General features: G+C 43.6%; 9 protein-coding genes, 2 tRNA genes, 3 rRNA genes and 1 pseudogene. 12 read left to right on the top strand and 3 right to left on the bottom strand.

What is annotated here, in order from left to right:
* Nucleotides 1-289: 289 nt before the first annotated feature.
* The 5 genes from JYK00_RS02065 to rrf all read left to right on the top strand — a co-directional run bounded on the left by JYK00_RS02065 (nucleotide 290) and on the right by rrf (nucleotide 5,214).
* Nucleotides 290-1,865, top strand: a 16S ribosomal RNA gene (locus JYK00_RS02065).
* A gap of 44 nt (nucleotides 1,866-1,909) precedes the next feature.
* Nucleotides 1,910-1,986 (top strand) — tRNA-Ile (locus tag JYK00_RS02060).
* A 5-nt stretch (nucleotides 1,987-1,991) separates the two neighbouring features.
* A tRNA-Ala gene (locus tag JYK00_RS02055) sits at nucleotides 1,992-2,067 on the top strand.
* Nucleotides 2,068-2,105: 38 nt separating this feature from the next.
* Nucleotides 2,106-5,057 (top strand): 23S ribosomal RNA (locus JYK00_RS02050).
* 40 nt (nucleotides 5,058-5,097) lie between these two features.
* Nucleotides 5,098-5,214: ribosomal RNA gene (gene rrf / locus JYK00_RS02045) — 5S ribosomal RNA — on the top strand.
* Together the 16S, 23S and 5S rRNA genes with 2 tRNA genes alongside form the textbook arrangement of a ribosomal RNA operon.
* 55 nt (nucleotides 5,215-5,269) lie before the next feature.
* Here rrf and JYK00_RS02040 read toward each other — a convergent pair.
* Together JYK00_RS02040 and JYK00_RS09885 are read right to left on the bottom strand one after the other, a co-directional pair.
* Nucleotides 5,270-5,704, bottom strand: a pseudogene (locus JYK00_RS02040) (ATP-binding cassette domain-containing protein); the annotation flags it as partial.
* Nucleotides 5,703-5,828: an ATP-binding cassette domain-containing protein gene (locus JYK00_RS09885; RefSeq protein WP_207567059.1), complete on the bottom strand. Its 126-nt coding sequence runs from the start codon at nucleotides 5,826-5,828 to the stop codon at nucleotides 5,703-5,705. The pseudogene JYK00_RS02040 and the gene JYK00_RS09885, both read right to left, overlap by 2 nt.
* A 96-nt stretch (nucleotides 5,829-5,924) precedes the next feature.
* On the opposite strand from JYK00_RS09885, the gene JYK00_RS02030 reads away from it, so the two are divergent.
* A complete protein-coding gene (locus JYK00_RS02030; protein WP_207567058.1) occupies nucleotides 5,925-6,173 on the top strand; it encodes a hypothetical protein in 249 nt (82 codons plus the stop codon).
* 49 nt (nucleotides 6,174-6,222) lie between these two features.
* On the opposite strand, the gene JYK00_RS02025 is transcribed toward JYK00_RS02030, so the two are convergent.
* Complete coding sequence (locus JYK00_RS02025; RefSeq protein WP_207567057.1) at nucleotides 6,223-6,501, bottom strand: hypothetical protein; 279 nt, start codon at nucleotides 6,499-6,501, stop codon at nucleotides 6,223-6,225.
* Nucleotides 6,502-6,949: 448 nt separating this feature from the next.
* On the opposite strand from JYK00_RS02025, the gene JYK00_RS02020 reads away from it, so the two are divergent.
* The 6 genes from JYK00_RS02020 (at nucleotide 6,950) to JYK00_RS01995 (ending at nucleotide 13,627) form a co-directional block, all read left to right on the top strand.
* Nucleotides 6,950-8,080 (top strand): ABC transporter substrate-binding protein, encoded by a 1,131-nt coding sequence (locus JYK00_RS02020; RefSeq protein ID WP_207567056.1) that lies wholly within the window; start codon nucleotides 6,950-6,952, stop codon nucleotides 8,078-8,080.
* Between the two features lie 46 nt (nucleotides 8,081-8,126).
* Nucleotides 8,127-8,990, top strand: coding sequence for a branched-chain amino acid ABC transporter permease (locus JYK00_RS02015; protein ID WP_207567055.1), 864 nt, complete (start codon nucleotides 8,127-8,129; stop codon nucleotides 8,988-8,990).
* Nucleotides 8,987-9,841, top strand: a complete 855-nt coding sequence (locus JYK00_RS02010) for a branched-chain amino acid ABC transporter permease (protein WP_207567054.1) — start codon at nucleotides 8,987-8,989, stop codon at nucleotides 9,839-9,841. Before JYK00_RS02015 ends, JYK00_RS02010 begins: the two co-directional genes overlap by 4 nt.
* 1 nt (nucleotide 9,842) lies before the next feature.
* Nucleotides 9,843-10,595 (top strand): ABC transporter ATP-binding protein, encoded by a 753-nt coding sequence (locus JYK00_RS02005; RefSeq protein ID WP_207567053.1) that lies wholly within the window; start codon nucleotides 9,843-9,845, stop codon nucleotides 10,593-10,595.
* Nucleotides 10,588-11,307 (top strand): ABC transporter ATP-binding protein, encoded by a 720-nt coding sequence (locus tag JYK00_RS02000; protein ID WP_207567052.1) that lies wholly within the window; start codon nucleotides 10,588-10,590, stop codon nucleotides 11,305-11,307. The genes JYK00_RS02005 and JYK00_RS02000 overlap by 8 nt, the downstream gene beginning before the upstream one ends.
* 166 nt (nucleotides 11,308-11,473) lie before the next feature.
* Nucleotides 11,474-13,627 (top strand): heavy metal translocating P-type ATPase, encoded by a 2,154-nt coding sequence (locus JYK00_RS01995; RefSeq protein WP_207567051.1) that lies wholly within the window; start codon nucleotides 11,474-11,476, stop codon nucleotides 13,625-13,627.
* The last annotated feature ends 9 nt before the right edge of the window (nucleotides 13,628-13,636 follow it).

Here is a 13,636-nt window from a genome sequence, read left to right as displayed (position 1 = left end):
AAAGAAAAAAGAATAAAACCGGATGCAAAGATATAAATCAAAAAACGTCCAGGTGAAGCAGTAAACCATGTAACAAATCAGAAGCAAAAGTTAACGCATCCGTAACTTGACTCTGAAGGGCAAACGTGGTAAATTAAATATCGCGCCACGAAGGGTCAACAAAAAGAGTGAAGCAGAAGAGAAGAAGCGGAATCGATGAAGGTCAGGTAAAATGAAATCCGGGTCATTGAAATGTGGATAGCAGTCCCAAAAAAACGAGAAATCAATCAGGATGAGAATCCTTCATGTATTCATGGAGGGTTTGATCCTGGCTCAGGGTGAACGCTGGCGGCGTGCCTAACACATGCAAGTCGAGCGAAGCTGCCTCGACTGATCCCTTCGGGGTGACGTTGAGGTAGACTGAGCGGCGGACGGGTGCGTAACACGTAGGTAACCTGCCCCTCAGAGGGGGATAACTGGGGGAAACCCCAGCTAATACCCCATACGTTCCGGGAGTTTCGGCTTCCGGAAGAAAGGAGCGTTTGCTCCGCTGAGGGAGGGGCCTGCGGCCCATCAGGTAGTTGGTGAGGTAACGGCTCACCAAGCCTACGACGGGTAGCCGGTCTGAGAGGATGGCCGGCCACAAGGGCACTGAGACACGGGCCCTACTCCTACGGGAGGCAGCAGTGGGGAATTTTGGACAATGGGCGAAAGCCTGATCCAGCGACGCCGCGTGCGGGATGAAGCCCTTCGGGGTGTAAACCGCTGTGGTGGGAGACGAATAAGTCAGGGAGGAAATGCCCTGACGATGACGGTATCCCACTAGAAAGCCCCGGCTAACTACGTGCCAGCAGCCGCGGTAATACGTAGGGGGCAAGCGTTACCCGGATTCACTGGGCGTAAAGGGGGCGTAGGCGGCCGTGTAAGTCCGGTGTGAAATGCCACGGCTCAACCGTGGAACTGCGCTGGAAACTACACGGCTTGAGGACGGTAGAGGGAGACGGAACTGCTGGTGTAGGGGTGAAATCCGTAGATATCAGCAGGAACGCCGGTGGGGAAGCCGGTCTCCTGGGCCGTTCCTGACGCTGAGGCCCGAAAGCTAGGGGAGCAAACCGGATTAGATACCCGGGTAGTCCTAGCCGTAAACGATGCCCACTAGGTGTGGGGGAGTAATTCCTCCGTGCTGTAGCTAACGCGTTAAGTGGGCCGCCTGGGGAGTATGCCCGCAAGGGTGAAACTCAAAGGAATTGACGGGACCCCGCACAAGCGGTGGAGCGTGTGGTTTAATTGGACGCTAAGCCAAGAACCTTACCAGGGCTTGACATGCTGGTGGTACCAACCCGAAAGGGAAGGGACCCGCTCCTTTTGGAGCGGGAGCCAGCACAGGTGGTGCACGGTCGTCGTCAGCTCGTGCCGTGAGGTGTTGGGTTAAGTCCCGCAACGAGCGCAACCCCTGCCCTTAGTTGCCAGCGGTTCGGCCGGGCACTCTAAGGGGACCGCCGGCGACGAGCCGGAGGAAGGAGGGGATGACGTCAGATACTCGTGCCCCTTATGCCCTGGGCGACACACGCGCTACAATGGGTAGGACAGCGGGTTGCGACCCCGCGAGGGGAAGCTAATCCCTTAAACCTACCCTCAGTTCGGATTGCAGGCTGAAACCCGCCTGCATGAAGCCGGAATCGCTAGTAATCGCGGATCAGCCACGCCGCGGTGAATACGTTCCCGGGGTTTGTACACACCGCCCGTCACGCCACCCGAGTTGGCAACGCCCGAAGATGGGTATCCCAACCCGAAAGGGAGGGAACCTATTGAGGGCGAGGCTGGCGAGGGGGGCGAAGTCGTAACAAGGTAGGTGTACCGGAAGGTGCGCCTGGATCACCTCCTTTCTAAGGAGTTTCCAGGGACTGCTATCCATATTCCAGTGGCTCGGGGGCTCGTAGCTCAGCAGGTGAGAGCGCACGCCTGATAAGCGTGAGGTCGGAGGTTCGATTCCTCCCGAGCCCACCATGGGCGGGGACGTAGCTCAGCTGGGAGAGCGCCTGCTTTGCAAGCAGGAAGCCAGGGGTTCGAATCCCCTCGTCTCCACCAATGGGGAGGGTCATTGAAAATTGCATAGGGAATATAGAGGTGAAGGTACTAAGGGCACGCAGTGGATGCCTAGGCGGCAGGAGGCGATGAAGGGCGTGGCAAGCTGCGATAAGCCCGGGGGAGCTGCACGCAAGCGTTGATCCCGGGATTCCCGAATGGGGCAACCTGGGTAGCTGTAAAGCTACTCGCCTCAATGGCGCGATACCGGGGGAAGTGAAACATCTCAGTACCCCGAGGAAAAGAAATCAAACGAGATTCCCTGAGTAGAGGCGATCGAAAGGGGAAGAGCCTAAACCGGCGTGCTTGCACGTCGGGGTCGTGGGACATGGCCGGGCGTATGCCGGGAAGTTACAAATCTTCTCTCTAGCCGAATGGTCTGGGAAGGCCAGCCATAGAGGGTGATAGCCCCGTAGGCGAAAGGGAGAAGACTTCCTGGGCCATGAATCCCGAGTACCACGGGACACGTGGAATCCCGTGGGAATCAGGGGGGACCACCCTCCAAGGCTAAATACTACCTGCCGACCGATAGCGCACCCAGTACCGTGAGGGAAAGGTGAAAAGCACCCCGGAAGGGGAGTGAAAGAGACCTGAAACTGCGTGCCTACAAGAAGTCGGAGCTCTCTCTTGAGGGTGACGGCGTGCCTTTTGATTAATGAGCCTGGGAGTTGTCGTATCTGGCGAGGTTAAGCCGGGAGAGGCGAAGCCGTAGCGAAAGCGAGTCCGAATAGGGCGTTTAGTCAGATGCGGCAGACCCGAAGCCGGGTGAGCTACCCATGGCCAGGGTGAAGGTGGGGTAACACCCACTGGAGGCCCGAACCGGTGGATAGTAAAACATCCTCGGATGAGCTGTGGGTAGGAGTGAAAAGCTAACCGAACCCGGTGATAGCTGGTTCTCCCCGAAATGCATTGAGGTGCAGCCTCGAGCGGTCTGTGTTGGGGGTAGAGCACTGATAGGGCTAGGGGGGTTACCTCCAACCCCTGTCAAACTCCGAATCCCAACACACAAAGCTCGGGAGTGAGCCCGTGGGGGATAAGCTCCACGGACGAGAGGGAAACAACCCAGACCGCCGGCTAAGGGCCCGGAGAGATGGCTAAGTGTGGAAGGATGTTGTGTGTCTTAGACAACCGGGATGTTGGCTTAGAAGCAGCCATCATTTAAAGAGTGCGTAACAGCTCACCGGTCGAGACGCACAGCGCCGAAAATGTACCGGGGCTGAAGCCATCCCCCGAAGCCGCGGATCAGTCTTTGACTGGTGGTAGGGGAGCGTTCCGCTGTAGGGTGAAGGTGGACTCGCGAGAGCCACTGGACGAGGCGGAAGTGAGAATCCAGGCATGAGTACACGAGAGGAGAGTGAGAATCTCTCCCCCCGAAAGCCTAAGGTTACCTGGGGAAGGGTCGTCCGCCCAGGGTTAGTCGGGACCTAAGGGAAACCCGAAAGGGGTACCCGATGGAAAACCGGTTAATATTCCGGTACCACCTGTATACCTATAGTATGCGGGGTGACGCAGGAGGGTAGGCGCCGGGGTCAAGTGGCATGGCCCTCCAAGCGGTTAGGGCGATGATGGGTGTAGGCAAATCCGCACCCGGAGTCTGAGCCGTGAAGGGGAGGACCTTTTGGTCCAACGGCGCTGACCCCACACTGCCAAGAAAAACCTCGCTTACTGGTATGCAGGTGCCCGTTCCGCAAACCGACACAGGTAGGCGGGCTGAGAAAGCTAAGGGGAGCGGGTTAACCCTTGCCAAGGAACTCGGCAAATTGACCCCGTAACTTCGGGAGAAGGGGTACCGCGTGTAGGCTGAACCCAGGGGAAAGGGCAACCTGGAAACTGGGGGAGGCCGAGGCGGTCGCAGTGACAAGGCCCTGGCGACTGTTTACCAAAAACACAGGTCTCTGCAAACTCGTAAGAGGAAGTATAGGGACTGACGCCTGCCCAGTGCCGGAAGGTTAAGGGGAGGGGTGAGAGCCCCGAACCGAAGCCCCGGTAAACGGCGGCCGTAACTATAACGGTCCTAAGGTAGCGAAATTCCTTGTCGGGTAAGTTCCGACCTGCATGAATGGCGTAACGACTGGGGCACTGTCTCGGCAGGGGACCCGGTGAAATTTCAATCTGGGTGAAGATGCCCAGTACCCGCAGCTAGACGGAAAGACCCCGTGGAGCTTTACTACAGCCTGGTATTGGGTCTTGGTGCATCGTGTACAGGATAGGTGGGAGGCTGCGAACCCGGCTCGCCAGGGTCGGGGGAGCCGTCGGTGGGATACCACCCTCGGTGTACCGAGATTCTAACCTGCGTCTGTGAAGAGCAGGCGAGGGACAGTGCCAGGTGGGTAGTTTGACTGGGGCGGTCGCCTCCTAAAAAGTAACGGAGGCGCGCAAAGCTCGGCTCAGGTGGGTTGGAAATCCACCGTTGAGTGCAAGGGCATAAGCCGGGCTGACTGCGAGACCGACGGGTCGAGCAGAGGGGAAACCCGGTCCTAGTGACCCGGCGACTCCGTGTGGAAGGGTCGTCGATCAACGGACAAAAGTTACCCCGGGGATAACAGGCTAGTCTTGCCCGAGAGTTCACATCGACGGCAAGGATCGGCACCTCGATGTCGGCTCATCCCATCCTGGGGCTGAAGCAGGTCCCAAGGGTTAGGCTGTTCGCCTATTAAAGGGGTACGTGAGCTGGGTTCAGACCGTCGTGAGACAGGTCGGTCCCTATCTGCTGCGGGCGCAGGAGGTTTGAGGAGGGTCGCCCATTGTACGAGAGGACCTGGGTGAGGGAGCCTCTGGTGTACCAGCTGTCCTGCCAAGGGCATACGCTGGGTAGCTACGCTCCTAAGCGATAACCGCTGAAAGCATCTAAGCGGGAAGCGCGCTCCAAGATAAGACCTCCCATCCCGTTAAGGGAGTAAGGCCGGTTCGAGAAGAGGACCTTGATAGGCTGGTGGTGGAAGCACCGCAAGGTGTGGAGCCAACCGGTACTAATCGGCCGAGGCCTTCACCTCTAATATTCCCTATGCAATTTCCAGTGATTCTCCAGCTTTCCCGGGTGCCGATACCAGAGCGGGAACCACCCGGTCCCATCCCGAACCCGGCCGTTAAGCCGCTCTGGGCCGATGGTAGTAAGGGGTCCGCCCCTTGCGAGAGTAGGTAGTGCCCGGGATTATTTTTGTCTATTTGACAAAAAGGACTCCATTTACGGAGTCCTTTTTTGTTGTTAGATTTTTATTATTTCATCACTAAAGTCTAAGACAATTGGATCATGTGAAAATATTAATATAGTCTTATCTTTGAAGTTTTTGTTGATGTTTTCTATTATTATCTTTGCTGTGGAATTATCAAGAAATGCTGTTGGTTCATCCATAATAATTATTGGTGTATCTTTTAATATTCCTCTTAATATTCCCAATCTTTTTCTTTCTCCCCCGGAGAGTTTAGAAAGTTTGCAAGAAGATATATTTCTTGAAAAAAGTTTCCTGACAAATTCTTCTATTCCCAATTTTTTTGCTGTTTCAAAAATTTTTTCTTTATCTATCTTTTCATTGGCCATTTTAAGATTCTCAATGAATCCATTACTAAAAAATTTCGGTTCCTGTTCAACAACACTTATTAATCCCATTAATTCGTCAAGTGGCATTTCTTTTAGTTCTTTACCAAAATATGTATATTTCTCCTTTAGAAGGTTTGTATAGTTTAAGTATTATGTTCAATAAGGTGCTTTTTCCTCTTCCGCTCTTTCCCATTATCGAAATTATTTTATTTTTTGGAATTTTCAAGTTTAGTCCTTCAAAGATTTTGTTTTCACCTATTTCAATGTGAAGGTTTTCTATCTCAATTGAGTAGGATAATTCGGTGGTTTATGGACCTTTTTAATGCTTTCTATTTTCCATTCTTCTGGCCAATTTAAAATTTCACGAACTCTTTTAAGTGACACAAGAGAAGGTTCAATTTGTGATGCAAAATTTGACATGAAATTCACGAAAGTGACCAACCAGCTTATGTATTGTGTGAAGGCGATTAATGTACCTACTGTGACTGTTCCACGAAATATTAGCCAGCCTCCAATAAAAAGTATACCAATTTCAGCAGCCAGGGTTATTGCATATGTGAATTCTCCTTGAAATTTCAGGTTTAATATATAGAATGAAAATTCCCTATCAAAATAATGTTTTAATGCATTTGAAAATCGTTAAAACGAATGGCATATCCCTTGGTATAAAGTAATAGAACCTGTGTTATCTCAATTACAAGAAAAAGTGCAATAAACTTTACGAATAGTTCCACATTACCAGTTGTTAATGAATCTATTACCTTTTTAAAAAAGAATGGAAGAACAGCACTTATGAAGAAGAAAGCTAATTGCAACGCAAAAGAAATATTCCACAAGAAACGATATGTGAATACGTACTTTTTCCAGAACCACATAATTTCGTGGAATTTTTCTTTCATTTGTTTTCATTCCAATTTTAATTTGTAAATTCATAAATAGCTCATTAAGTGTAATTAAAAAGTTATAAAATAAATTTAATGTCAAATTAGATTAGATATTTATTGGAATATGTGAAAAAAGCAACATTCAAATTTACATTTTTACTTTATCAAATGTTTTTATATCTTTCAAATATTGAAAAATTTTCATTATTTGCTTTTTTTAAGAAGGAAATATTGTTAATTTTTTCTAATTTTCATAATAATGTAATAATTTGCAAAACAATTATAAAAGTATTTATGGTTAGTAAAAAGTCAGGATTTCTCATGTTTTTTTGGAATAACAGAAGAGAAGATTTTCAGATTTTTTGTTTTATTTTTATTTGTTAATGTTTTGTTGTCAAGTTAGCTATTGAATTACGTAGATATGATATAATTAACATGATTTTAAATAGGGGAGGTGCTGCTCATGCGAAGAGTTGTTGTTTTTCTTATGTTGATTGCAGTAATATTTGCATTTTCTGCCATTAAAATTGGAATTTATGTTCCTTTAACAGGTTTTGCTGCAGCTGATGGTGAGAGTGCTCTTCATGGTGCTATGCTTGCTGTAGATTATATTAACAACCATGGTGGAGTATTAGGCGAAAAAGTAGAGCTTGTTTATTATGATGATGGTGCAAAAGCTGATCAGAGTGTTAGTATAGCCTATAAATTAATTCAGAAAGATAAAGTAGTGGTTGCCATTAGTGGATCATATAGTGGTGCTACAAAAGCTGCTGCCGGGATATACCAGCAGTTGGGAATTCCTATGATATCAGCTTATGCAGTTCATCCTCAAATAACGAAAACAGGTGATTTTATATTCAGAGTTGGAACACTGGCTACTGTGCAGGGAAGAGCAGGAGCGTATCTTGCTGTTAAAAAATTAGGTGCTAAAAAGATTGCGGTATTAACTATAGACAATGATTTTGGAGTTTCTTTATCAAATGCTTTCAAAGAAGAAGCGGAGAAGTTAGGCGCGAAAATAATTTTTGAAGCAAAATATCCTCTGGGCGAGACTGATTTTAAACCGATTCTTTTGAAATTAAGAAAGAATTTACCAGATACAATATATGCAACGGCGTATTTTAGTGAGGCCGCGCGTCTGGTTACGCAAGCAAGGCAGTTAGGAATATTTGTACCAATTATAGGTCAGGAAGGGTATGATTCACCACAATTTCCAAAGCTCACTGAGCAAAAAGCAGCTAATGGTGTAGTTATTACTACAGACCTTGACCGTGATAGTGAAAAGGAAATAGTAAAATGGTTTATATCTAAATATTATGAGGAATACAAGATAGACGCTGATATGGTTGCAGCTTCTGCTTTTGATGCGGTAATGATAGCTGCAGAGGCTATCAAATTAGCCGGAAGTACAGATCCAGTAAAAATAAAAGAGGCTTTGAAGAGTATTAAAAGTTTTGAAAATTCTGTGACAGGTTTTAAAGGATTTGCTGAAAATAGAGAAGCTATACGTACAGTAACCTGTCAGATTTATCTCGGTAATAGATTCCATAGATTCTGGGAGATTTCTGATCCTGAAATTGTAATGCCAAAATAAGTTTTTAAGGCGGGCGCTATTCCCGCCTTTTTTAGGGGGGATCCTTTTGTTTTTGCAGAATTTTTTAAATTCTCTTATTCTTGGGAGTATATATGTTTTGATAGCTATTGGGTTGACTATTATTTACGGCGTTCTCAAGATTTTACATATTGCCCACGCGGGGGTTTACGCACTTGGTGCTTTACTTTTTCTGTATTTTTACAACATCGGGATGAGTTTTGCTTTTTCTATTGTTTTGTCATTAATAATTTCCGGGTTTAGTGGAGCGTTTATATATAAGTTTCTTTATAAAAGAGTTCTTAAAGAAAGTAGAATAGTTCCATTGATAATCAGTATAGGACTTTTTGTTGCATTACAGGATTTTTTTCGACTTGTCTGGGGGCCTTATAAAAGGTCTATAGATGTTTTTTTACCTATTCCCGATATAATTACTGAGAATGTTTATTTGAGTCAGCGTCAATTGTTTGTATTGATTTTAACGGGTGTTACTCTATTAGGGCTTTATCTTTTAGTTGTGAAAACAAGATTTGGTAAAGCGTTAAGAGCATGTGCTGATGACATTATGCTTACTGAAAGTTTTGGTATAAACACTGAAAAAGTGATTTTTTACGGCTTTTTTCTCGGTTCTGTATTAGCTGCTTTAGGGGGAATTCTTGTTGGGTTGTATGAAAATAGTGTATATCCGACTATGGGGGAAATCCCTTCATATAAGGCTTTTGTTGTTATAGTTCTTGGAGGTTTTGGAAGTATTAGAGGAGCTATTATAGCAGGATTTTTACTGGCTATTGTTGAGACATTTATAGTATATTATTTTGGCTTTTTACTTCCAAGAGATGCTATTGCTTTTTTAGCCATGATAGCAATTTTGATGTTTAAACCCGAAGGATTATTTGGGAGGGCAGGTAAATGAGTATAGATTATTTAATGACATTAGTCGTATACAGTTCCGTCAATATAATATTGGCTTCCAGCTTGAATGTTTTAGTTGGATTTGCAGGGCAGGTATCCCTGGGTCATGCGGCTTTTTTTGGGATAGGGGCTTATACTTCGGCCATATTTACTGTTAAGTTTGGCTGGAGTTACTGGTGGGCTCTTCCTATGGCTGTGTTGTTAGGAGGGATAATAGGTTTTTTGTTAGGACTTCCAGCTTTGAGAGTGAAAGAAGATTTTCTCGTACTTGCAACTATAGGAATTAATTTTGTTGTTGTTGCCATATTTAATTATATACCTTTTTTCGGAGGGCCGTACGGTATTGTAGGACTTCCAAGGCCTGGCTTTGGGAATTACAGATTCAATACGTTTACGTATGCTTTTTATTCGTTTATTGTTTGTGTTGCAGTTTTAATTTTTATTCGTTATATTTCAAAAGTATATGTAAAAATGGGGTTTGATGCATTGCGAGAAAATGAATCAGCTGCAGAGTCAATAGGAGTAAGTACTGCGCGATATAAAATTTATGCTTTTTCTATAGCAGGCGCTCTGGCAGGACTTGCAGGTAATTTATGGGCGCATTATATGGGGGTTATTTTTCCAGATAATTTTTCTTTTGGCGTTTCCATAGGGATAATTACTATGGTAGTTATAGGTGGAATAGGAACCATAATAGGTCCTGTTATAGGAGCAATAATTATAACACTTCTCCCTGAAATGTTAAGAGTCATAGAGAATTTTAGGATGCTTGTGTATGGAATCATTATAATTTTGACAATGATGTATTTACCAGATGGCCTTGTAAGTTTGTTTAAAAAGAGGAGTGTATAATATGAAAGTTCTTGAAATAAAAAATATAGTAAAAAGGTTTGGTGGATTAGTTGCTTTAAATGCCGTGAGTTTTTCTATAAAGAAAGGAGAAATTCATGCGCTTATAGGACCAAATGGCGCCGGGAAAACAACGTTATTTAATATAATAAATGGTTTTTTAAAGCCTGATAATGGAGAAATTATTTATAAAGGACGTAACATTGTTGGATTTCGACCAAACAGGATAGCAAAACTTGGTATAGGAAGAACTTTTCAGATTGTAAGGGTTTTTGGGCATTTAACGGCGCTTGAAAATGTATTGGCAGGATTTGGTATAAATGTTTATGATAATTTCAGAGCATTTTTTGAAAAACCAGTAAATGAAAATTACATAAAAAAAGCGAGAGAGTTGCTGGATATGTGTGACCTGTCTGAGTATTACAAAGTAAAAGCCAGTTTGCTTCCGCTGGGACTACAGCGTAAGCTGGAAATCGCCAGAGCTCTTGCTTTAAATCCAGAAATCCTTCTGCTTGATGAGCCGGCATCCGGGTTAAATGATCTGGAAACAGAGGAGCTGTCAAACATGATAAAGATGTTAAATAAAAAGGGAATTACTATACTGTTTGTAGAACATAACACTCATTTTACTGTAAAAACAGCACATTGGATAACAGTACTTGATTATGGTGTGAAGATAGCTGAAGGAATTCCTGAGGAGGTAGTTAAAGACGAAAGAGTTATAGAAGCTTATCTGGGGAGTGGTTCTATTGGATAACAGGAACATAATTTTAGAGGTTAAAGGCATTACAATTAAGTATGATAATATTTTAGCAGTTGATAAGGCATCGTTATATGTAAAAAATAATGAGATAGTGGCACTTATAGGAGCAAACGGTGCAGGAAAATCTTCAATACTTAACTCAATTATGGGCTTTATTAAACCTGAAGAAGGAAAAATTGTATTTGGCAGTAAAGACATTACAATATTTCCCGCATGGAAAAGAGCTAAATTGGGATTGGGCATTGTCCCTGAAGGCGGGAGAATTTTTTCTAATTTAACAGTTTTTGAAAATTTTGAAATAGCGGGTATTCATTATTCAAAGAAAAGTTTTGAGGAAAAATTAAGATTTATCTTTGAAATTTTTCCGCGACTTGAGGAGCGAAAAAAACAATTAGCTTCAACTCTTTCAGGGGGAGAAAAGCAAATGCTGGCAATAGGTAGATTGTTGATGTTCTCTCCAAAATTGTTACTTCTTGATGAGATATCTTTAGGACTTATGCCAAAATTGGTTGACGAAATATTTGAAGTTGTTCAAAAACTTAAAAAACTGGGTTTTACAATATTATTATCTGAACAAAATACAAAAAAAGCGCTTCAGGTATCTGATAGGGCGTACGTGGTTCAAAACGGCAAAATAGTTTTAAGTGGTTTCAGTAAAGAGTTAATTAACAACGAAAAAGTCCGAAGAGCATACTTAGGTTTATAGATGATGGGTGTTATATTAAAGTTTATTTAATAAAAATCAAACAGCTGTTAACACGGATAGGTCTTATAGTATAATATTTATTGTGAATAGTATAGGTGAGAGTTTTTGATAAAATTTAATGGAATCTGGTATAATAAAAACTCACAAAGAAAGGGAGGTGATTAAAGTGAGTGAAAAGAAAGATATGAACCATTCTAAAAACGCTCATGATATGAACAGTCATTCTCATCATTCAGAATCTGAACATCAGGCTTACGAGAAACACGAACATACAGAACACACAGAGCATATGAAACATACAGAGCATAAGGAGCATGAGCATATGGAGCATAAACACGAGGGACATGAGCACATGAATCATGGGCATGGGGATCATCATGAACACATGGTGAAAGATTTTAGAAAACGTTTCTGGATTTCTCTTATATTTACAGGTCCTGTTTTACTTTTGTCACCGCTAATACAAAGTTTGCTGGGAATTTCTGAGGCTTTAAGCTTTCCGGGGGATTTATACGTTCTTTTAGGTTTGTCAACGTTTATCTATTTTTACGGTGGTTATCCATTTTTGAAAGGTTTTTACGATGAAATGAGGACCAGAAGGCCTGGTATGATGACGCTTATTGCTATGGCAATAAGCACAGCGTATTTGTATAGTCTTATGGTGGTTCTTGGCTTAGAGGGGAAGGTATTTTTCTGGGAACTTGCAACCTTAATAGATATTATGTTACTTGGACACTGGGTTGAAATGAAATCTATTATGGGAGCATCCAGGGCCCTTGAAAAGCTTGCAGAATTGATGCCTTCTGAGGCTCATAAAGTGATGCCAGATGGAAAAATCGTGGATGTTTCTTTGAAAGAATTGGTGCCAGGGGATATAGTTCTTGTAAGACCTGGTGAAAAAATACCGGCTGATGGAAAAGTAATCGAAGGAGAAACTTCAGTAAATGAATCCATGTTAACAGGTGAAAGTAAGCCTGTTTATAAAAAAACAGGTAATATAGTAATAGGTGGTTCCATTAATGGAGAGGGTTCAATAAAAGTAAAAGTTGAAAAAACTGGAGAAGATTCATTCTTATCTCAGGTGATAAATTTAGTTAAGGAAGCGCAGGAGAGCAAGTCAAAGACTCAGGATTTGGCAAACAAAGCAGCGGTCTGGCTTACAATAATAGCTCTTTCAGCTGGAGCGATAACTTTCTTTGTGTGGGTGTTTTTATTGGGAAAAGATGTGGCTTTCGCATTGGAAAGAACAGTTACTGTTATGGTTATAGCATGTCCTCATGCTCTTGGACTGGCCATACCACTGGTAGTTGCTGTTTCAACAGCACTTTCCGCAAAGAATGGGTTGCTTATACGTGATAGAACAGCTTTTGAAAAAGCAAGAAACCTTCAAGCTATAATTTTTGATAAAACTGGGACTCTAACTGAAGGAAAGTTTGGTGTTACTAATATAGTGCCACTTTCGGAAGATTTTTCCAAAGAAGATGTTCTCAAATACGCAGCCGCTATTGAAATGCATTCAGAACATCCTATAGCAAAAGCTATTGCAGCAGCTTCTAAGGAACATATGAAGGTAGAAGAATTTAAAGCAATTCCCGGAAAAGGAGCGGAAGGAAAAATAGATGGAAAACACGTTATGGTAGTTAGCCCAGGCTTTTTAAGAGAGAACGGTATAAAGGTGAATAATGAGGAAGTATCCAGAATGCTTTCTGAAGGAAAAACGGTTGTTTATGTGTTAGTAGAAAAAGAAGTTAAAGGAGCCATAGGATTAGCAGATATCATACGTTCAGAATCAAAAGAAGCTATAGCGAAATTGAAAGAAATGGGCATAAAATGTATGATGCTTACAGGTGATAACAAACAGGTTGCTGAATGGGTTTCAAGAGAAGTGGGGCTTGACGAGTATTTTGCTGAGGTACTGCCACATGAAAAATCCCAGAAAGTTAAAGAGATTCAGGCTCGCGGTCTTGCAGTGGCAATGGTTGGTGATGGAGTTAACGATGCACCGGCCCTTGTTCAGGCAGATGTAGGAATTGCTATTGGTGCAGGAACGGATGTTGCAGTGGAATCGGCAGACATTGTTCTTGTAAGGAGCGATCCAAGAGATGTTGTGGCGATCATTGCACTTGCAAAGGCAACATACAAGAAAATGGTTCAGAATCTTGCGTGGGCAACTGGTTACAATACGTTTGCTATACCTCTTGCTGCTGGAGTTTTATACAGTGTAGGAATTCTTCTTAGTCCAGCGATGGGAGCAGTTCTTATGTCCTTGAGCACCGTTATAGTTGCGATTAATGCAACGTTGTTAAAATATGAAAAATGACAAGTTTTT

It is taken from the genome of Thermosipho ferrireducens (assembly GCF_017358165.1).
GTDB classification, from domain to species: domain Bacteria; phylum Thermotogota; class Thermotogae; order Thermotogales; family Fervidobacteriaceae; genus Thermosipho_B; species Thermosipho_B ferrireducens.
This window is presented reverse-complemented; position numbering and strand designations above follow the sequence as displayed.

Coding starts and splice junctions, on each gene's coding strand:
- JYK00_RS02030 (WP_207567058.1), top strand. CDS start 5,925: ATGCTTTCTATTTTCCATTCTTCTGGCCAATTTAAAATTTCACGAACT.
- JYK00_RS02025 (WP_207567057.1), bottom strand. CDS start 6,501: ATGAAAGAAAAATTCCACGAAATTATGTGGTTCTGGAAAAAGTACGTA.
- JYK00_RS02020 (WP_207567056.1), top strand. CDS start 6,950: ATGCGAAGAGTTGTTGTTTTTCTTATGTTGATTGCAGTAATATTTGCA.
- JYK00_RS02010 (WP_207567054.1), top strand. CDS start 8,987: ATGAGTATAGATTATTTAATGACATTAGTCGTATACAGTTCCGTCAAT.
- JYK00_RS02005 (WP_207567053.1), top strand. CDS start 9,843: ATGAAAGTTCTTGAAATAAAAAATATAGTAAAAAGGTTTGGTGGATTA.